The sequence below is a fragment of the Methylobacterium sp. WL1 genome, assembly GCF_008000895.1.
Taxonomy (GTDB): Bacteria; Pseudomonadota; Alphaproteobacteria; order Rhizobiales; family Beijerinckiaceae; genus Methylobacterium.
Genome location: NZ_CP042823.1, coordinates 5,170,976 through 5,189,212, shown reverse-complemented (window position 1 = coordinate 5,189,212; position 18,237 = coordinate 5,170,976). Strand labels below are relative to the sequence as shown.

The following is an 18,237-nucleotide window of genomic DNA, read 5'->3' as shown; positions in this document are numbered from 1 at the left end:
CCGCCCCGCGGTAACGCTGCGGAGCCCCCGAAGCCCCGCGGCGTCTCTCCCCCGGTTACGACCCTCTTGCAGACGGTATCGGGCGGCGCGCAGCCGTCCGGACGTCCTCAGATGCCGACGCTGGCTGCGCCGGCCTCCGCGGCCTGGCTGACGGTCGCACCGTTCCGGAGCGCCATCGCGATCGCGGTCGAGGCCGTGTCGACGGCCTCCGCACGGTCCTCGCCGTAATCGTACATGCTGTTGGCCTGCGACCCCAGCCGGGCGTGAAAATTATCGGGAAAGTTCTTGTCCATCCGCTGTTTCAGCAGGTTGGTCGCTGCATGATAATCACTTTCGAACCCGGATGACTGATAAGCCGGGGCCGCATCGTAGGTCCCGCCCTCCTTGTCGGCAGCAGCTTTGCGGTTCTTGTGGTCGATCGTCTGCGAGAACAGGAAGCCGATAACCTTGGCCATAAGCCATCTGAAGGCGTTCATGTCGGTCCTCGGCGAGAGCAGCGGCGGAATCTCTTCAGGTCTGTACCACGCATTGTCCCGGCGCCGCGGCTTTCTTGGCCGCGATGACCTTTTGCCCGGCCACGAACCGCTCCGGGCGGCCCGTCACCATCGCTCCTCGGCGATGAGCGCCCCGCTCCCATCGAAGATGCCCCGCCAGCCCTTGTCGAGCAGGCGAACCGTCACGCGGGTCTGATCCGCCTCCGCGCCCGAACCGGGCTTGATGCGGGCCTCGACCTGGCCGAGGCGTTCCTGCTGCTTGAGCACGGCCATGGTGACGCCCAGACGCGACGCGAGTTCGCGGGGATCGACGATCCAATCGCCTTTGTGACCGAGATCGAGCCGCACGGAGCGTATCCTTCATCCCCACGGAAAGCGGGACAGAGCCGGCTGCCAACGACGCCGCCGTCGGACTTTAGCGCAGCCGGAGCATCATCCCGAAGGGGGCGCCGGGTTTTCGGGACGACGACGGTGCGGCTCAGGAGGCGCGGGCCGTATTGCGGCGCTTGCGCGGTATCCTGTGATGGGGCCGGGCCGGGTGGCGCCGGACCTGGACCCGGGGCGGCGGCGCTGCCTGCGGCACGACCACCGGGACGCCGTCATGCTCCGCGATGACTTCGCGCGCACGCGCGACGCTCATGTCGCAGGCGCTGGTCATGCCCTGGAGAGCGCCGAGCGCGCGATTGTATTCGGGAAGGTTGCTGCAACCGGGAACGCCCCAGGCCCGGGCCGGGGCGGGCGCCGCCAGGAGGACAGTCGTCACCAGCGCCAGGACGACGACGCAGGGGGCGAGCGGCGGGCGGAGGGCCAGGACGATCCCGTCCCGAAGGGTCTGCACGCGCATCGAAATCTCCCGACCGGCACCAGGGACAACCCGCATCGGCCCGCTTGGTGCGGTGTGGACGGAGTCGCCGTTGCGGACGGCGCCGGCCCGGATCGATGATCCGGGCCGGCTTACAGATGACGACCCGGCGCGGCCGTGAAAGGCGCCCGCGCCGGGTCGTCGTGTCGAGGTCTGGAGCCGGCTTAGAAGTCCATGCCGCCCATGCCGCCCATACCGCCGCCGCCCGGCATGGCCGGGGCTTCCTTGCGCGGCAGCTCGGAGATCATCGCCTCGGTGGTGACCAGCAGGCCGGCCACGGAAGCCGCACCCTGGAGCGCCGCCCGGACGACCTTGGACGGATCGACGATGCCGGCCTGGAGCATGTCGACATACTCCTCGGTCTGGGCGTTGAAGCCGTAGGTCTCCGAGGCGTTGGCCAGGATCTTGCCCACCACGATCGAGCCTTCGACGCCCGAGTTCGAGGCGATCTGACGGATCGGGGCCTCGAGCGCCTTCAGCACGATCTTGATGCCGGCCTGGACGTCGGGGTTGTCGCTGGTGAGGCCCTGGGCGGCCTTCTTGGCGCGCAGCAGCGCGGTGCCGCCGCCCGGGACGATGCCTTCCTCGACAGCCGCGCGGGTGGCGTGGAGGGCGTCGTCGACGCGGTCCTTCTTCTCCTTGACCTCGACCTCGGTCGAACCGCCGACGCGGATCACCGCGACGCCGCCCGCGAGCTTGGCCAGGCGCTCCTGCAGCTTCTCGCGATCGTAGTCCGAGGTGGTCTCCTCGATCTGCGCCTTGATCTGCGAGATTCGGCCCTCGATGTCGGTCTTCTCGCCGACGCCGTCGATGATCGTGGTGTTCTCCTTCTCGATGCGCACCCGCTTGGCGCGGCCGAGCATGTCGAGCGTCACGTTCTCGAGCTTGATGCCGAGGTCCTCGGCGATCATCTGGCCCTTGGTCAGGATCGCGATGTCTTCGAGCATCGCCTTGCGGCGGTCACCGAAGCCCGGCGCCTTCACGGCCGCGACCTTCAGGCCACCGCGCAGCTTGTTCACCACGAGGGTGGCCAGCGCCTCGCCCTCGATGTCCTCGGCGATGATCAGCAGCGGCTTGCCGGTCTGCACCACGGCCTCGAGCACCGGCAGCATCGCCTGCAGCGACGACAGCTTCTTCTCGTGGATCAGGATGTAGGGATCCTCGAGCTCGGCGACCATCTTCTCCGCGTTCGTGATGAAGTACGGGGACAGGTAGCCGCGGTCGAACTGCATGCCCTCGACGACGTCGAGCTCGGTCTCGGCCGTCTTGGCCTCCTCGACCGTGATCACGCCCTCGTTGCCCACCTTCTGCATGGCGTGGGCGATCATCTCGCCGATCTCCTTGTCGCCGTTGGCGGAGATCGTGCCGACCTGGGCGATCTCCTCCGAGGAGGCGACCTTGCGGGAGCGCTCGCTGATGTCCTTCACGACCGCGGCGACCGCGAGGTCGATGCCGCGCTTCAGGTCCATCGGGTTCATGCCGGCGGCGACGTACTTCACGCCCTCGCGGACGATGGAGGCGGCCAGCACGGTGGCGGTGGTGGTGCCGTCACCCGCGATGTCGCTCGACTTCGAGGCCACTTCGCGCACCATCTGGGCGCCCATGTTCTCGAACTTGTCGGCGAGTTCGATCTCCTTGGCGACGGTGACGCCGTCCTTGGTGATGCGCGGGGCGCCGAAGCTCTTCTCGATCACGACGTTCCGGCCCTTCGGGCCGAGCGTCACCTTCACCGCGCTGGCGAGCAGCTCGACGCCGCGCAGCATCTTCTCGCGGGCGTCGACGGAAAAACGGACGTCTTTGGCTGACATGGACAATCTCTTCTGTTGTCGTTCGGCCCCGAGGCGCGCCGGAGCGGGCGCCTCGAAGGGCTTGGGCAGCATCTGCGGGAGCGGACGCCCTCAGAGCGCCGGCTGCTGAAACGGGTACCGGTTCGGCGTTCGCGGGCGCGTCGAATCTAGGACTGAGTGCCGTACCCGATTGCAGTGCGATCAGGGACGGCGCGATCCGGTACGACTCTAGGCGACGACGCCCATGATGTCGGATTCCTTCATGATCAGAAGGTCCTGGCCGTCGATCTTGACCTCGGTGCCGGACCACTTGCCGAACAGCACGCGATCACCGGGCTTCACTTCCAGGGGATTGATCTTGCCGGCCTCGTCCCGGGCACCGGGTCCGACGGCGACGACCTCGCCCTCCTGGGGCTTCTCCTTGACGGTGTCGGGGATGATGATCCCGCCCTTGGTCTTCTCCTCGCCCTCGATGCGGCGTAGCACCACGCGGTCGTGCAGCGGGCGAAACTTCATGTGTGGCGTCCTGGTCGTCCCGCCTGCGGGTCTCGCGTCGGCATGACGGAGCCCGGACGGGAAAGGCGGCGGCGGACCGAATCATCCGCGCCGGGTGTGGATCTCTTAGCACTCAATCGGCGAGAGTGCTAACGCGCTTCGAAGCCGCCGGGCTCGATCGCGGCCCTCCGAAGCGGCTGAGCCTGCACGGGCGGCCTGGAATATTGAAAGTCGCACACCAAAACAACATCGCAAGAACCCGCGATTTCGCCGGCACGCCAGACGGTTTTTCTCCGCGGCCTATTTCGGGATTGTGATTATCCCGGCGATGCGCTAGAGATCACGGATCGATTTGAGGCCAGATATTCGGCCGTCTCGCCACAACAGGGCGAGCGCTCTGCATCTCTCCCATTTTCGACGACTCGCGGATGAGCGCATGCACGGCGTGCGCTCGACCCATTCGATCGTCCAGCGTTCGCTGCCCGTGCAGCGCATCAGCAGCAAACACTGGATCTTTGTTACCGTATGATGATTTTGGTCGGCCGGAATGCTGGTCGATCGCATCATGCTCTAAAGCAGTTGGAATATTTATGACCATCGGCACCGTTAAGTGGTTCAACGAGACCAAGGGCTTCGGCTTCATCCAGCCTGACGACGGCGGCAAGGACGTGTTCGTGCACATCTCGGCTGTCGAGCGCGCCGGCATGCGCAACCTGATCGAGGGCCAGAAGCTCTCCTTCGAGCTGGAAACCGACCGTCGCAGCGGCAAGCAGTCCGCCGGCAGCCTCCAGGCCGCCTGAACCGAGCGCCTCACCAGAGGACGCGTTTCGAAGCCGTTCCCTGTGTGGAGCGGCTTCTTCTGTTTCTGGACCGGCATCCGTGATGCCGTTTCGGGCTCTTGATCGGGCATCATCGGTCTCCGATACGCTTTCGGGATGATGCTCTCGCCACCGGCGCTGCGAAGCGCGCGAGGAGTATCCGTGGGTCAATTCAAAGAAACGCAGCTGTCCGATCGTCTCGAGGCCGGCGCGAAAGCCAAGGAAGAGCGGCTGGCCCAGTTCCGTGCACGGCCCGCGGCGGACGATCCGGCCGTCCTCGCCCGGCAGGCTGAACGCCAGGCCGTCGTCGAGGCCCGCGAAGTGCGGGTGAGCGAGCGGGAGGCCGCCCGCGCCGCCGCCGAGGCGGTCCGCGCCGCCGAAGCCCTTGCCGAACAGGAGCGCGCAGCGGCCGAGATCGTCCGTCAGGCCGCCGAGAAGGTCGAGCGCCAGGCCGCCCTCGCCGCCGAGCAGAAGGCGACCCGCGATGCCCGCTTCGCCGCCCGCAAGGCCAAGGTGAAGCGGTAACGCATCGTTTCCTGCGAAAGCCGTCTGTCCAGGCTTTCCCCCGGAATCACCGTGTCATTCCGGGGCCGCGACGCGGAGCCCGGAATGACGGAGTGGCGCCTTGGGTAGGCGCGCAGATCTCGAACCGTTCGCAAACCGGCCCACCCTTCTCAGTCACGCGCGCCTCGTCTCGTCCGACGCGAAGAACCGGTTCGGCGGGCGCGGCAGGCCGAGATGGTCGCGCAGGGTCGTGCCGGCGTAGTCGCGCCGGAACAGGCCGCGCCGTTGCAGTTCCGGCACGAGCCGGTCGACCACGTCGTCGAGCCCCTCGGGCACGAACGGGAACATGACGTTGAAGCCGTCGCACCCGCGGCTCTCCAGCCATTCCTCCATCCGGTCCGCGACCTGCGCGGGCGTCCCGACGAACTAAAGCCCGGCATAGGCGCCGACCTTGCGGGCGAGGTCGCGCACGGTGGCGCCGGTCCGGCGGGCCTCATCGAGAATCTGGGCCTGGCTGGTCTTGCTGGCGTTGGTCGCGGGGATCTCGGGCAGGGGCGCGTCGAGATCGAACCCGGAGGCGTCGACCCCGAGCCGCACCGACAGGTTGGCGAGCCCGCTGTCGGGATGGACGAGGTCGTCGAGGCGCGCCCGCTTGGCCTGCGCCTCGGCCTCGGTCTCGCCCAGGACCACCAGGGCGCCGGGCAGGATCTTCAGGTGGTCGGGATCGCGCCCGAGCGCCGGCATCCGGCCCTTCACGTCGGCGTAGTAGGCCTGCGCGGCCTCCAGGGTCGGGCTCGCGCCGAACACCATCTCGGCGGTCTCGGCCGCGATCTGCCGTCCCGCCTCCGAGGCGCCGGCCTGAACGATCACCGGCCAGCCCTGGACCGGCCGGGCGATGTTGAGCGGGCCCTTCACCGTCAGGAACGCGCCCCGGTGGTCGAGGACGTGCAGCTTGTCGGCATCGAAGAACAGGCCGCTCTCCGGATCCATCCGGAAGGCGTCGTCGGCCCAGGAATCCCACAGGCCGGTGACCACGTCGTAGAACTCGCGCGCCCGGGCGTAGCGCACGGCATGGTCGAGATGCGCGTCGCGGCCGAAATTCAGGGCCTCGTCCGGGTTGCCCGAGGTGACGAGGTTCCAGCCCCCGCGGCCCTTGGAGATGTGGTCGAGCGAGGCGAACTTCCGGGCCACATGATAGGGCTCGTTGTAGGTGGTCGAGGCCGTGGCGATCAGGCCGATCCGCGACGTGAGGACGGCCAAGGCCGGCAACAGCGTCAGCGGATCGAACGAGGTCACGGTGGCCGAGCGGCGCAGGGCCGCCATCGGCATGTTCATCACCGCCAGGTGGTCGGCCATGAAGAAGGCGTCGAACTTCGCCGCCTCCAGCCGCCGGGCGAAGTGCGCCAGATGCTCGAAGTTGAAGTTCGCGTCCGGGTAGCCGCCCGGATAGCGCCACCACGCCGTGTGGATCCCCACCGGGCGCATGAACGCGCCGAGATGCAGCTGGCGGCCTCGACTCATGTCTGCGCTCCACTCACGGCTGCGCTCCGCGGCGGCTCACGGGTGCTTGTGGATCGGATCGACCCAGTGGACGGATTCGGGCCGCTCCACCGGCTCGACATCCGGGATGTTGACCACCACGGCCTCGTTGTCCGAGCGCACCAGCACGCAGTGCAGGGGCTCGTCCGTGGAGGCGTTGATCTCCTGGTGCGGCACGAAAGGCGGCACGAAGATGAAGTCCCCCGGCCCGGCCTCGGCCACGTATTCGAGCCGCTCGCCCCAGCGCATCCGGGCGCGGCCGGAGACCACGTAGATCACGCTTTCCAGGGCGCCGTGATGGTGCACGCCGGTCTTGGCGTCGGGCTGGATCGCCACCGTGCCGGCCCAGATCTTCTGGGCGCCGACCCGGGCGGCGTTGACCGCCGCCTGCCGGAACATGCCGGGGGTCTGCGCCGTGTTGCTGTCGAGCTGGTCGCCCGGGATCACGCGCACGCCGTCATGCTTCCAGCGCGCCGCCCCCTCCCCTGCGGGATGATCGTGATCATGGTTGTGATTTTGGCCGTCCTCGTGGGCATGGCTGTGGGTGTGGTCGTCGCCGGTGTCATGCATCGTCAGGACCTCTGATCCGGGGAACCGCCCCTCATCATTGCACCGCGACCGGGACTTTCGACAGGCCTGGGGTGAGACCCTGGGATGGGGCTTGGGAAAACCCCGTGTCGAAGATCGCCGCCGCCCGTGGCGCGCGGGCCTTCGGGATCAGGCCGGCGCGGACGTAGAGCTCGATGGTGCGCTGCTCGTCGGCGATCACGTCGGCATCGATCGGCACGGTCCGGTAGCCGGCCCGGCTGAACCAGCGCAAAGGCACCGCCTCCGGCAGGCCGATCAGCTTCGACCACACCGCCGCGTAGGGCGCCGGGTCCTCGAGCGCCCAGGCCCGGGCCTTCGCGAGGCGCGCGGCGAAGTCGGCGAGCAGCGGCCGCTTGGCCGCCAGGGCGCTGTCGCGCGCCACCGTGAAGGTCAGGCCCGGGGTGATGCCGTTGCCGTCCCGGACCACCCGGGCCAGGCCGGCGAGTTCGGCCGCCGAGGTGTAGGGCTCCCAGGTCGCCCAGGCATCCACGGACCCGGACGCGAGGGCGATCTTGGCGTCGGCCGGTGGCAGGAAGCTGAACACGACGCCGTCCGACGGCAGCCCAGCCTCCTCCAGGGCCGCCAGGACGACCTGGTGCCCGATCGAGCCGCGGTTGGTGGCGATGCGCTTGCCCTTGAGATCCGCCACGGTGCGGATCGGCGAATCCCGCGCCACCAGGATCGCCAGCCCGTCCTGCCGGTTGCGGAACGCCATGAACGCCTTCACGGGCGCCCCGGCGGCGGCCGCGAAGGTGAAGGGCGCGTCGCCGACGCCGCCGGCATCGATCGCCCCGGCGTTGAGCGCCTCCAGCAGGGGCGCGGCGGCCGGGAACTCGCTCCATTCCAGCCTGTAGGGCAGGCCGTCGAGCACGCCGGCCGCCTCCATCAGGGCGCGGGCGTTGCCGCGCTGGTCGCCCACCCGCAGCACGTCCTCCGCCCGGGCCGGCGTAACGACCAAGTGGGCCAGAAGCAGGAGGGCCAGAAGCAGGAGGGCGAGCCCCGAAGACAACGCGGCGCGCATCAGGCGGCCTCGGCGGCGCTGCCGCGGGCTGCCAGCGCCGCCTTGAACGCCGGCAGCAGGTCCCGGCCGTACTGGATCGCGTCCTCCAGGGGATCGAAGCCGCGGATCAGGAAGGTGCGGATTCCGAGGTCGTGATAAGCGAGCAGCGCCTCGGCGACCTGCTCGGGCGTGCCGACCAGGGCGGTGGAATTGCCCGCCGCCCCGGTCTCGGCCGCGATGGCGGTGAACAGCCGCGTGTCGAGGCGCGCACCGGCGGCGGCCGCCGCGAGCAGCCGGCGCGAGCCCTCGTTCTGCGGCGCGGCGGCGGGGCCGACTCCCCTGGCCGCCCGGGCGGCGCGGGTCCAGGTCAGGATGTCCTCCGCCCGGGCCCAGGCGCGCGCCTCCGTCTCGGCCAGGATCGGCCGGACCGACAGGCTGAAGCGCGGGTGGCGCCCGTGCGGCGCGGCGGCCTCCCGGACGCGCCCGATCAGGTCCCGGACCTGGGCCTGGGTCTCGCCCCACAGGGCGTAGGTGTCGGCGTGCCGGCCGGCCACCGCCAAGGCCGCCGGCGAGGCGCCGCCGAAATAGACCGGAATGGCGTCGACCGGCTTCACCTCGGAGAAGCCCCGCTCCACCCGGTAGAACGTACCCGCGTAGTCGAACGGCGCGGTGGCGGTCCAGCTCTGTCGGGCGATGTCCAGGAACTCGGCCGTGCGGGCGTAGCGCTCGTCCTTGGTGAGGTGGTCGCCGTCCTGGGCCAGCTCCCGGTCGTCGCCGCCGCTGATCACGTGGATCGCGACCCGGCCGCCGGTGAGCTGGTCGAGGGTCGCGAATTGCCGGGCCGCCACGGTCGGCGCCGTGAAGCCGGTCCGGTGGGCGATCATCAATCCCAGGCGCTCCGTCACGGCGGCGACGTGTCCGGCGAGCAGCAGGGCGTCCGGCGCCGTCGCATGGAACGCCATCAGCACCCGGTCGAACCCGCCCCATTCATGCGCCTGGGCCAGCAGCTTCAGGTAGTCCCGGTCGATCGCCGGACCTTGGGCCGGGTGGATCTCGGAGGTGTGGCGGGGGGCGACGAAGCCGATGAACTCGACGGCCTCCGGGGGCAGCAGACTCATGGAAGATCTCCGTGTCGGGTTATCGGACGTCGAGGGCGGCCTTGCCGGCGGCGACCCGTACCGCGTCGGCCTGGGGCCAGTGGATGCGCGCGCACAGGACGTCGCGCAGGTGCCGCTCCAGCGGGTTCGCCCGCGCCAGGGCGGCGTTGCCGCAGAACTCGACGGCGCGCTGGACCACGGCGATCGCGTTCTCGGTGACGGTGAGCTTCACGAAGCCGGCCTCGTGCGGCGGCGGCGGCCGGCCGGCATCGACCTCGGCCGCCAGCCCGGCGACGAGGCGGGCATTGATGGCAAGCAACTGTGCGTTCTCGCCGACCGCCTCCTGGAAGCGCGGCAGGCTGGCCAGCGGCGCCCCGAGGCTGCCGGGCTTGCGCGCAAGCAGGTAGCCGACGAACCAATTCTGTGCGGCCCCGGCTACCCCGTCGTAGAGCGCCGCCAGGAGGCCGCAGCTCCAGGCCTGCTGGGCCGGGTCCGGCCGCTGCCAGCCCTCCGGCGGCCGCAGGTCGACCGCGTGATCGTCCGGGACCGGCACATCTTCGAAGAACACGTCGTGGCTCGCCGAAGACCGCAGGCCGAGATGGTCCCAGGTCTCCGCGACGCGAAGGCCCTTCGCTGCGAACGGCACCAGCACGTTGCCGATCCGCGGAACGTCTTCGTCGGTTCGGACGAAGACGACCCCGTAGGCGAGCCCCGGCGCGCCGGTAGCGTAGATCTTCCGCCCGGTGATCCGCCAAACCTTGCCATCGCGCCGGGCGATCGTCTCGGGCACCCCGCCCCGGGCCGGCGTGCCCAGTTCCGGCTCGACCCGCAGGGCGTTGATTAGCGCCCCGGTCTCGACGGCGGCCCTGCCGACCGCCTCGGCGACGGCGCGTGGCCAAGCCGAATCCGCCCGATGGATGATCCCGTGCTGCAGACAGTGCATCGCCAGCACCAGGGCGGTCGCCGGATCGCCGGCCGCGATGGTGCGGACCGATGCGGCGGCCCGCTCCAGTCCGGCGCCGCCGCCGCCCAGCCGCCGCGGCACGGTGAGCGCCAGCAGCCCGGCCGCGCGCAGCGCCGCGATGTTGTCATGCGGGAACGTGCCGGCGCGGTCATGCCCGGCCGCACGGTCCGCGAAGGTCTCGGCCAGGCTACGGACGATGTCGGGGAGCGGGACGGCGACGGTCATGCAGGCGAGGGGGGCTGCGAAGCGGGCCGCCATCGTCCGCCCGGCACCGCGACGGGTCAACGAAAGGGTTTTTCGAATATTGCGCGGCGGCAGGACAGGTCTTCGCCTCGACCGGCCGATATCGAGAAAGAGCTTACCGCCGACGCGTGGATCGAAGGCGTTTCCTGGTTAAAGCCGCGCAGCCGCATCCCACGTCGGCTCATGCCGGTGGCAGGCCGTGCTGGATCCGACCCCACGCGCCGCCCCCCAAAAAAAGGCCGGCCGGACCTGTCGGGGTCCGGCCGGCCTTCGGTCCGGGACAACACTCAGTGCCGCGGCAGGCTGTGCAGCGCCTTCAGGAACACGTCGACGTCCGACTTGGTGTTGTAGAAGGCCAGGGAGGCCCGCACCGACTGGTCGACCCCGAACCGGCGCAGGGCCGGGAGGGCGCAGTGATGGCCCGAGCGCACCGCGATGCCGTGCGCGTCGAGATGGTGGGCCACCGCCTCGTTCTCCTGCCCCTCGATCACGAAGGACATCACGCTCGCCTTCTCGCGGGCCGTGCCGATCAGGCGCAGGCCCTTCACTTCGGCGAGACCGCCCTGTGCGTAGTCCAGAAGGTCGTGCTCGTAGGCGGCGATCGCCGGCAGTCCGATCCGCTCCAGATAATCGAGCGCCGCCCCCAGGCCGACCGCGCCCGCGATGTCCGGCGTGCCCGCCTCGAACTTCTCCGGGGCGCCCTTGTAGACGGTCCGGGTGAAGGTGACGTCCTCGATCATGTGGCCGCCACCCTGCCAGGGCGGCATCGCGGCGAGCAGCTGCGTCTTGCCGTAGAGCGCGCCCACCCCCGTCGGCCCGAACACCTTGTGGCCGGAGAAGACCAGGAAGTCGGCGTCGAGGGCCTGCACGTCGAGCGGCATGTGCGGCGAGGATTGCGCCGCATCGACCAGCACCGGCACCCCGTAGGCGTGGGCCAGCGCGATGATCTCCCGCACCGGGTTCACGGTACCGAGCGCATTGGCGACATGGGTCACCGAGACGATCTTCGTCCGGCCCGAGAGCAGGGCCGCGTATTGCTCGAAGATGATTTCGCCCCGGTCGTTGACCGGGATCACCCGCAGCGTCGCACCGGTCGCCTGGGACAGGAGCTGCCACGGCACGATGTTGGCGTGGTGCTCGATCGTCGAGACGATAATCTCGTCGCCCGGGCCGATATTGGCCCGCCCGAAGGAGTTGGCGACGAGGTTGATCGCCTCCGTGGTGCCGCGCAGGAAGACGATGTCGTCCTTCGAGGGGGCGTTGAGGAAGCGGCGCACCGCCTCGCGGCCACCCTCGAACAGGTCCGTGGAGCGCGCCGCCAGGGTGTGGGCGGCCCGGTGGATGTTCGAGTTGTGCCGCCCGTAGAACTCCGAGGTCGCGTCGATCACGGCCTGCGGCTTGTGCGTGGTTGCGGCGTTGTCTAGCCAGACCAGCGGGTGGCCGTTGACGCTCTGGTGCAGGGCCGGGAAGTCCCGCCGGACATGCTCCACGTCGAACGGTGCCGCCACGGGGCTCGCCCCCTGCGCGGTGAGCCGCGGGGCGGGCCCCGGATAGCGGGCGGGCTCCACCCGCGGGCTCGCCGGCGCCTTGCGGGCTGGCCCCGGGCCGGCGTTCAGGAAGTAGTAGTCGGACAGCGGCGCCTCGGGCGCCCGGGACAGGTGCCCGGTTCGCGCGAAGCTCTCCTGGGCGACGTCGCCGCCCGGCCGCGCCGGGTCGGCCGGCACGAGTTGCGGCGCGATCGCGTGCGCGAAGGCCTTGGCCCGGGGATGATCCCCGGCGACCTGCCGGTACAGGTCGGGACCGCCCGGGAAGGCCGCCGGCGCGCTTGGAAAGGCCGCCGGCGCGGTTGGGAAGGACGCCGGCGCGCTCGGGCCCCCGAAATCCGGCAGGACCGGACGCGGGCTCGCCGGATGGACCGGCGGGATCGCGGCGACGTCGAAGAAGGCCGGGCTCGCCGGCGCCAGGTTCGGCACGATCGGGCCGGTGAGACCGGGCACGCCGAGCGCGGGACCGCCGAACGACCGGGCCCCGAGGGCGGAAGCATCCGGCTGCAGGCCGGAGGGTTGCCCCCCGGCCGGAGCCGAGGGGATTCCCGTGGCCGCGCTCGGCACCGGGGCGCCGCCCGGTCCCTGAGGCAGGCCTTCGAGGGCCTGCGGGACCTGCGGTCCCGCGGGCAGCGTCGGGGCGAGGGGCCGGCTCGCGGCCTGCCCCTGCTGGTAGATCTCACGGGCGAGGCGCCCGATCAGATCGCTGTGGGCGAGCTCGGCCGGGCTCGCCTCCGGTCGGCCGAAGGCCAGTCCCTCAGGCATAGTCATGGTAGTTGCCGAGGAGGACGTTATCGAGGCGGGCGATCGAGTCCTCGACCAGCACGGCGGCCGAGAAGTAGCGGGTCACCAGGTGCGAGGCGATCGAGTGATCGTTGGTGCCCATGTAGCGCACCGACAGGCCGGGCTCGATCTCGCCGGTCACGCCCGACTTCTGCAGGCCGACCACGCCCTGCTCGCCCTCGCCGACGCGCAGCAGCAGGATCGAGGTGGTCTCGGCGCCGGTGACCGGATCGATGTCGATCGGCAGCTTGTCGCTCGGCACCAGCGGGACGCCGCGCCAGGTGATGAACGGGGCGCCGAACAGGTGGACGACGACCGGCGGCACGCCGCGGCGGGTGGCCTCCCGGCCGAAGGCCGCGATGGCGCGCGGATGCGCGACGAAGAAGGCCGGCTTCTTCCAGACCAGGGTCAGGAGCTCGTCGAGATCGTCAGGGGTGGGCGGGCCGCCGCGGGTGGGGATGCGCTGACGCGGGCCGACCTCGTTCAGGAGGCCGAACTGCGAGTTGTTGAGCAACTCCCACTCCTCGCGCTCCTTCACCGCGTCGACGGTGAGGCGGATCTGCTCGCGGAGTTGATCGATCTCGTTCGAGTAGAGGTCGGTGACGCGGGTATGGGTGTTGAGGATCGTCTGGATCGTCGACAGGTGATACTCGCGCGGATGCGATTCATAGTCGACGAAGGTGGTCGGCAGCCGCGGCTCGCCGGTCTGGACCGCCAGCAGCTCGATCCCCTGCTCGCCGTGCGAGCTGGTATGGCCCTTCAGCCGCTCCTGCTCCTCCCGGTATTGCGCGATCTTGGCGCGGATCTCGTCGCTCTCGAGGGCGTCCGGATCCAGGGTCAGCAGGGTGACCGCCGAGAGCGCCTTGACGGCCGGTGCGGGCGCGCCGGCGCCGAGGAGGTCGCCGTCACCGAAATAATCGCCCCGGGTCGCCAGACCCTGGCGCAGGCGGCCCTTGTAGGGGCCCGAGAAGGTCAGCTCGACCGTGCCGTCCGCCACCACGGTCAGGGTGCGGGTGCCGGCGCCCTCCTCGTGGATGATCTTGCCGGCCTTGTGCTTGCTCTCGGTGAAGCGCTCGGCGATCTTCGCCAGCTCGGCATCACCCAGGCGGCTGAACAGCGGCACCGCCCGCAGCGAGGCGGAGCGGATCGTCCGGTCCTTGTTCTCGGTGACGAGGTCGACGCGGCCGGGCTGGGCCAGCACGACGGCGCGCCGGTTGACGCGGTAGACGCCGCCCGCGACATCCACGAAGGGCAGGAGCCGGAGGAGCCAGCGCGGCGTGTTGGCCGCGTTCTGGACCGACGTGACGGTGGCTGTCGCAAGATTGCGTGCCGCCGTGGCGCTCACGCTCAGACCCGGTCCACTCATCGTTCGTCCTCTTTCGTCTCGATTGCAGGCGCGCCGCATTGACCCACGGCTTGGCGAGCTACCGCGCAGGACGTGCAGGTCGGGCACAATGTTTTGTTGATTCCGACAAGATCGGATGACCGTGTCGCCTTTGAGAAGATCTCATTTTAGCGCATCCGCACAGTCAGCGGCCTGCGCGACACTTGCCCGTTGCTTCAGCGAGCCAGCAAAGCCAAGGTAAGCTTTGATTCCACACGCGGTCAACGAAACGATTTTTCTTATTTACCGACGCTTCGTGGAATGAATCGCCCGGTAGCGCTACGATTGTAGAATGACGGGCGCGCAAATTCTCAAGATTATGGAATTATATTCTCATCGCAACGCCAATCTTTCAGGATTGGCGATTCTCGTCTGAGAGAAAAATTTTTCTGGCCGGGATCAGATCCCGTCCCCGAAGCCGAAGGACTGATCCATGCTCAGCGCCGGCTGTTCGGCGCCCGCGGCAAGGCGTGACACCACCCGGGCCGGGACGCCCGCCACGGTGGTGTGTGGCGGCACGTCGTGCAGCACCACCGCGGCGGCCGCGACCTTGGCTCCCTCGCCGATGCGGATGTTGCCGAGCACCTTGGCCCCGACGCTCAGCAGCACCCCGCGCTCGACCTTCGGGTGCCGGTCGCCGCTCTCCTTGCCGTTGCCGCCCAGCGTGACCGACTGGAGGATCGATACGTCGTCGGCCACCACCGCGGTCTCGCCGATCACGACCCCGGTGGCGTGGTCGATGAATACGCCCGAGCCGATCCGGGCGGCCGGGTGGATATCGCAGCCGAACACCTCCGAGATGCGGCTCTGGACATGCAGGCCGAGCGTCGCGCGGCCCTGGTGCCAGAGCCAGTGGGCGACCCGGTAGGCTTCGAGCGCCGCCAGGCCCTTGTAGAACAGGAACGGGTCGAGGTAGCGCCGGCAGGTCGGATCGCGCTCGCGGATGGCGATCAGGTCGCGCGCGGCGTTGGCCCCGGCATGGGGGTCGGCCTCGAAGGCGGACAGGCAGAGGTCGCGCATCGACAGGCGCGCGAGGTCGCCGTCGCCCAGGCGGTGGGCGAGCCGGTAGGCCAAGGCCTGGGCGAGGCTGCGCTGATCCAGGATCGTCGCCTGGACGATCCCGGCATAGAGCGGTTCCTCGACGAGCACCGCCTCCGCCTCGGTGCGCAGTTCCGCCCATAGCTCGCCCTCGAGGCTGCTGCGGCTGGTGGCACGCAGCGGCGGGATCGCGGCCGAGACCGTCACGTCCGGCGGATCCTGCAGGGGTTCTGGATGACGGGCGTCATCAATGCACCAGCTGGAACAGGTCGGCGAGGTAGTGCTCCAGCGTCTCGTGCCCTTCGAACTTCACGTCGACCGTGGCCGAATGGCCGTGCTGCCGGTGGATGCCGACGATCCGCCCCCGCGCATGGCGCCAGATCCCCAGGATCTCCGCGAGGTCGAGCCGTTGGAAAACCACTTGATCACCGTGCGCCATCGTCGCTGAACCTTTCGCGCTGTCGTCGCTGCGGGAGCCGATCGTGCCGGCCCGATTCGAAGTCCGAAGCAGGTCCGGCGAGGTCCCGGCTCGTTCCAGGAAAGCTCTTCCGCCTGCCCGGCCGTTGAGGAGAAGGTTTCGTTCGCGGATTGCTCGTGAAAGAGCACGATCTTCATTAAGTGCCTGAAAGTAATCGATAATTGCCGGTTCAAGGGCGTTTGGCAAGGCTTGTTCCGCGCCGTCCCGGGCGCTACCCCGATGGTCGGGGGCTGCCGGGGCGGCCTTCGAGTCGCGACACGAGACCCCGAAGCGAGACCTGCATGAGCACCTATCTCCCGCCGCTCGCGGGCGGCCTGCTGATCGGCCTCTCCGCCGCGATGCTCCTGCTGCTGAACGGCCGGATCGCCGGGATCAGCGGCCTGGTCGCAGGCCTCGGCCGGCCCGGGCGCGCGCGCTGGCTCGCCGACGCCGCCTTCCTGCTCGGGCTGGTCCTCGGGCCGCCGGCCTTCGCGTTGCTGGCCGGGCGCTGGCCCGAGATGCGGATCGCAGCAAACCTGCCGGTCCTGGCCCTGGCCGGCCTGCTGGTCGGCTTCGGGACCCGGCTCGGTTCCGGTTGCACATCCGGGCACGGGGTGTGCGGCCTCGCCCGTCTGTCGCCCCGCTCGCTCGCGGCGGTGCTGGTCTTCCTCGCAACCGGCATGCTGACGGTGGCCGCAACCCGGGTGCTGGCGTGAGCGCGGCCCTGCGCAGCCTCGCGGCCCTGGCCGCCGGCCTCACCTTCGGGCTCGGCCTGGCGCTCTCCGGCATGCTCGATCCGGCCCGCGTGCGCGGCTTCCTCGACGTCGCGGGCGCCTGGGATCCCAGTCTGGTCCTCGTGCTCGGAGGGGCCGTCACGGTGTCGGGGCTCGGCTATGCCGTGAGCCGGCGCCTTCCTGGCCCGGTGCTGGATACCCGTTTCGACCTGCCGGGCTGGCGCAGGATCGATGCGCCCCTGCTCCTCGGCGCCGCCCTGTTCGGGATCGGCTGGGGGCTCTCCGGCTTCTGTCCCGGCCCGGCGGTGGCGGCCCTGTCCACGGGAGCGGTGCCAGTCCTGGTGTTCGTCGCCGCGATGCTCATCGGCATGGCGCTCCACGGCCTGCTGCCGACCGCACCTGCCAGAAACGCGCCCTCTGTGAGACCCTCGGCCTGACCGGCCGATGATCGGACCGGGCGTTCCGCGCGCGGGCCGGCCCCTTCAGAGGCTCTCGATCCAGCTCTGCAGGACCGACAGGGGTTCGGGTCCCCGGCCGGGGCCCGGGCGCTGCGCGGCGTCGCTCGGGATGAAGCCGAACCGGCGCTTGAAGGCGCGCCGGAAGGTGCGCTCGTCCGAGAAGCCGACCGCGAAGGCGACCCGCGAGACGCGCGCCGGCTGCGCCTCGTCCCGGACCAGCATCCGCATCGCGTGCATCAGGCGGCGGTCGCGGATGTAGCTGACGATGCCGTTCGGCGCGAACACGCGGTACAGGGTCGAGCGCGACAGGCCGAGCCGCGCGGCGATCAGCGCCGGCGAGAGCTTCGGGTTGCCGAGCTCGGCCTCGATGAACCGGCGGACCCGGATCCGCACGTCCTGGTGCGGGACAGGGTTCCCCGCGTCCCGGCCGCGCAGCCAGGTCGCGCAGAGCTGGGTGATCGCCGCGGCCGCCGCCAGGGCCTCGCGCTGGTCCAGACGGTCGCCGCAGGCCACGACGTTGGCGACGAAACTGTGGACCAGGCGCCCGAACGGGTCACCGTCGTGGTCCAGGGGCCGGCCGTGCAGGGCGTCGGGGTGGCAGCCCTGCTTCTCGAGCAAGACGCGCGGGATCACGACGTTCGTGGCATCGACGGCGCCCGCGACGATGCGCGCGGGCTGGGCCAGATCGAACACGATGCACTGGACCTCGCCGACCGGCTCAGCGTCGTGGTCCGTCTCGACGAGGCTTTGGCCACGCCGGTAGAACTGCAGCAGGATGTGGTCGAGCCCCTGCTGGCGGATCATCTCCGGCGACCGTTCGAGGATGTGCGCGGGCGCGATCACGTCGCCGACCAGCAGCTCGCCGAGGTGATAGCTGCGCATCGCGATCGGGACGGTGAGGTCGGTCTCGGGTCCGAAGCTGACCGCGAAGACCGGCGCCAGATGCGCCTGCCAGGCCCGGCCCAGCGCGGCCGGATCGCCGGGGGGCTCGAAGCGGAGGCAGGCGATTCCGGGGGCCGGGGCTGCGGCATCCGCTTCGCCTGAGCGGAACGCCTCCGCGCCAGAAGGGGACGCCGTCGATGGGGCCGGGCCCCGCTGCTGTTCTACAGAGTCGGCGAGGGCGCTGTGATGTCTCATCGTATCGGACCCGCAATGATCCCGCTCCCCAGCGATTGATGTCAGTCTTTCGACGAGCACTATCGCAGGAAGCAAATTGAAAACGCCGAATAATATCGATTCTTTTCGACACACTTCGGCCGGACCCTTGGATAGGCTTCCCGCCGGTCAATCCGGATCGAGTGCGCTCATCGCGTGGCCCCGCCGCATGCAGTACGTCTCAAAAGGGGTGAAGAAAGTGCCAAATCGCGCGTGCGCGGCACCCTGTGCCCGGGGTGTCATAGTCTGTCAAAGGAGTGCCTGCGTAAGTCCCGCGACCAACCTTCCTTGGG

The 18,237-nt window shown here is 69.9% G+C and carries 18 protein-coding genes and 1 pseudogene; 4 read left to right on the top strand and 15 right to left on the bottom strand.

Translation table 11 applies throughout. The features are described from left to right. Positions 1–107 precede the first annotated feature (107 nt). The 5 genes from FVA80_RS25310 to groES all read right to left on the bottom strand — a co-directional run bounded on the left by FVA80_RS25310 (position 108) and on the right by groES (position 3,659). Positions 108–476, bottom strand: coding sequence for a hypothetical protein (locus FVA80_RS25310; protein ID WP_147856340.1), 369 nt, complete (start codon positions 474–476; stop codon positions 108–110). Positions 477–599: 123 nt separating this feature from the next. After that, positions 600–842, bottom strand: a complete 243-nt coding sequence (locus FVA80_RS25305; RefSeq protein WP_147908677.1) for a DUF6522 family protein — start codon at positions 840–842, stop codon at positions 600–602. 130 nt (positions 843–972) lie between these two features. Continuing rightward, positions 973–1,338, bottom strand: coding sequence for a hypothetical protein (locus tag FVA80_RS25300; RefSeq protein ID WP_246692134.1), 366 nt, complete (start codon positions 1,336–1,338; stop codon positions 973–975). A 182-nt stretch (positions 1,339–1,520) separates the two neighbouring features. Continuing rightward, the gene (groL, locus tag FVA80_RS25295; RefSeq protein ID WP_147957894.1) at positions 1,521–3,164 is read right to left on the bottom strand and encodes a chaperonin GroEL; all 1,644 of its coding nucleotides are present in this window, start codon (positions 3,162–3,164) and stop codon (positions 1,521–1,523) included. Positions 3,165–3,371: 207 nt separating this feature from the next. Continuing rightward, positions 3,372–3,659 carry a co-chaperone GroES gene (gene groES, locus FVA80_RS25290; RefSeq protein WP_007565402.1) on the bottom strand — a complete coding sequence of 96 codons (288 nt, stop codon included), beginning with the start codon at positions 3,657–3,659 and terminating at the stop codon, positions 3,372–3,374. 569 nt (positions 3,660–4,228) lie between these two features. Between groES and FVA80_RS25285 the strand changes: the two genes are divergently transcribed. After that, a complete protein-coding gene (locus tag FVA80_RS25285; protein ID WP_147856337.1) occupies positions 4,229–4,438 on the top strand; it encodes a cold-shock protein in 210 nt (69 codons plus the stop codon). 135 nt (positions 4,439–4,573) lie between these two features. After that, complete coding sequence (locus FVA80_RS25280) at positions 4,574–4,981, top strand: DUF6481 family protein (protein WP_246692133.1); 408 nt, start codon at positions 4,574–4,576, stop codon at positions 4,979–4,981. A 153-nt stretch (positions 4,982–5,134) separates the two neighbouring features. Here the strand turns inward: FVA80_RS25280 and FVA80_RS25275 are convergent. From FVA80_RS25275 to FVA80_RS25235, 9 genes and pseudogenes are all read right to left on the bottom strand, one after another. After that, positions 5,135–6,481, bottom strand: a pseudogene (locus FVA80_RS25275) (LLM class flavin-dependent oxidoreductase). Positions 6,482–6,517: 36 nt separating this feature from the next. Further along, positions 6,518–7,069: a cupin domain-containing protein gene (locus FVA80_RS25270; RefSeq protein ID WP_147908562.1), complete on the bottom strand. Its 552-nt coding sequence runs from the start codon at positions 7,067–7,069 to the stop codon at positions 6,518–6,520. Between the two features lie 34 nt (positions 7,070–7,103). Beyond that, a complete protein-coding gene (locus FVA80_RS25265) occupies positions 7,104–8,108 on the bottom strand; it encodes an ABC transporter substrate-binding protein (RefSeq protein WP_210249198.1) in 1,005 nt (334 codons plus the stop codon). Beyond that, entirely contained in the window at positions 8,108–9,205 is a 1,098-nt protein-coding gene (locus FVA80_RS25260) for an LLM class flavin-dependent oxidoreductase (protein ID WP_147957893.1), read from the bottom strand. Before FVA80_RS25260 ends, FVA80_RS25265 begins: the two co-directional genes overlap by 1 nt. 19 nt (positions 9,206–9,224) lie before the next feature. Then, positions 9,225–10,373 carry an acyl-CoA dehydrogenase gene (locus FVA80_RS25255; protein WP_147908597.1) on the bottom strand — a complete coding sequence of 383 codons (1,149 nt, stop codon included), beginning with the start codon at positions 10,371–10,373 and terminating at the stop codon, positions 9,225–9,227. A gap of 305 nt (positions 10,374–10,678) precedes the next feature. Then, positions 10,679–12,706: a family 2A encapsulin nanocompartment cargo protein cysteine desulfurase gene (locus FVA80_RS25250; RefSeq protein ID WP_147908564.1), complete on the bottom strand. Its 2,028-nt coding sequence runs from the start codon at positions 12,704–12,706 to the stop codon at positions 10,679–10,681. Continuing rightward, complete coding sequence (locus FVA80_RS25245) at positions 12,693–14,084, bottom strand: family 2B encapsulin nanocompartment shell protein (RefSeq protein WP_147908565.1); 1,392 nt, start codon at positions 14,082–14,084, stop codon at positions 12,693–12,695. Before FVA80_RS25245 ends, FVA80_RS25250 begins: the two co-directional genes overlap by 14 nt. A gap of 417 nt (positions 14,085–14,501) precedes the next feature. After that, positions 14,502–15,347, bottom strand: coding sequence for a serine O-acetyltransferase (gene cysE, locus FVA80_RS25240; RefSeq protein WP_147908566.1), 846 nt, complete (start codon positions 15,345–15,347; stop codon positions 14,502–14,504). Positions 15,348–15,387: 40 nt separating this feature from the next. Beyond that, positions 15,388–15,579 carry a hypothetical protein gene (locus tag FVA80_RS25235; protein ID WP_147857105.1) on the bottom strand — a complete coding sequence of 64 codons (192 nt, stop codon included), beginning with the start codon at positions 15,577–15,579 and terminating at the stop codon, positions 15,388–15,390. 320 nt (positions 15,580–15,899) lie between these two features. Here FVA80_RS25235 and FVA80_RS25230 point away from each other — a divergent pair, with 320 nt between their 5' ends. Together FVA80_RS25230 and FVA80_RS25225 are read left to right on the top strand one after the other, a co-directional pair. Next, the gene (locus FVA80_RS25230) at positions 15,900–16,313 is read left to right on the top strand and encodes a YeeE/YedE family protein (RefSeq protein WP_147908567.1); all 414 of its coding nucleotides are present in this window, start codon (positions 15,900–15,902) and stop codon (positions 16,311–16,313) included. Further along, on the top strand, positions 16,310–16,768 hold the full coding sequence (locus tag FVA80_RS25225) for a DUF6691 family protein (protein WP_147908568.1): 459 nt from the start codon (positions 16,310–16,312) through the stop codon (positions 16,766–16,768). Before FVA80_RS25230 ends, FVA80_RS25225 begins: the two co-directional genes overlap by 4 nt. 45 nt (positions 16,769–16,813) lie before the next feature. Here FVA80_RS25225 and FVA80_RS25220 read toward each other — a convergent pair whose 3' ends face one another. Continuing rightward, the gene (locus tag FVA80_RS25220; protein WP_147908569.1) at positions 16,814–17,926 is read right to left on the bottom strand and encodes a helix-turn-helix domain-containing protein; all 1,113 of its coding nucleotides are present in this window, start codon (positions 17,924–17,926) and stop codon (positions 16,814–16,816) included. Positions 17,927–18,237: the final 311 nt, after the last annotated feature.

Coding starts and splice junctions, on each gene's coding strand:
- FVA80_RS25280 (WP_246692133.1), top strand. CDS start 4,574: ATGATGCTCTCGCCACCGGCGCTGCGAAGCGCGCGAGGAGTATCCGTG.
- FVA80_RS25250 (WP_147908564.1), bottom strand. CDS start 12,706: ATGACTATGCCTGAGGGACTGGCCTTCGGCCGACCGGAGGCGAGCCCG.
- FVA80_RS25220 (WP_147908569.1), bottom strand. CDS start 17,926: ATGAGACATCACAGCGCCCTCGCCGACTCTGTAGAACAGCAGCGGGGC.
- FVA80_RS25255 (WP_147908597.1), bottom strand. CDS start 10,373: ATGACCGTCGCCGTCCCGCTCCCCGACATCGTCCGTAGCCTGGCCGAG.
- FVA80_RS25285 (WP_147856337.1), top strand. CDS start 4,229: ATGACCATCGGCACCGTTAAGTGGTTCAACGAGACCAAGGGCTTCGGC.
- FVA80_RS25245 (WP_147908565.1), bottom strand. CDS start 14,084: ATGAGTGGACCGGGTCTGAGCGTGAGCGCCACGGCGGCACGCAATCTT.
- groL (WP_147957894.1), bottom strand. CDS start 3,164: ATGTCAGCCAAAGACGTCCGTTTTTCCGTCGACGCCCGCGAGAAGATG.
- FVA80_RS25230 (WP_147908567.1), top strand. CDS start 15,900: ATGAGCACCTATCTCCCGCCGCTCGCGGGCGGCCTGCTGATCGGCCTC.
- FVA80_RS25310 (WP_147856340.1), bottom strand. CDS start 476: ATGAACGCCTTCAGATGGCTTATGGCCAAGGTTATCGGCTTCCTGTTC.
- groES (WP_007565402.1), bottom strand. CDS start 3,659: ATGAAGTTTCGCCCGCTGCACGACCGCGTGGTGCTACGCCGCATCGAG.
- FVA80_RS25270 (WP_147908562.1), bottom strand. CDS start 7,069: ATGCATGACACCGGCGACGACCACACCCACAGCCATGCCCACGAGGAC.
- FVA80_RS25300 (WP_246692134.1), bottom strand. CDS start 1,338: ATGCGCGTGCAGACCCTTCGGGACGGGATCGTCCTGGCCCTCCGCCCG.
- FVA80_RS25260 (WP_147957893.1), bottom strand. CDS start 9,205: ATGAGTCTGCTGCCCCCGGAGGCCGTCGAGTTCATCGGCTTCGTCGCC.
- FVA80_RS25235 (WP_147857105.1), bottom strand. CDS start 15,579: ATGGCGCACGGTGATCAAGTGGTTTTCCAACGGCTCGACCTCGCGGAG.
- FVA80_RS25265 (WP_210249198.1), bottom strand. CDS start 8,108: ATGCGCGCCGCGTTGTCTTCGGGGCTCGCCCTCCTGCTTCTGGCCCTC.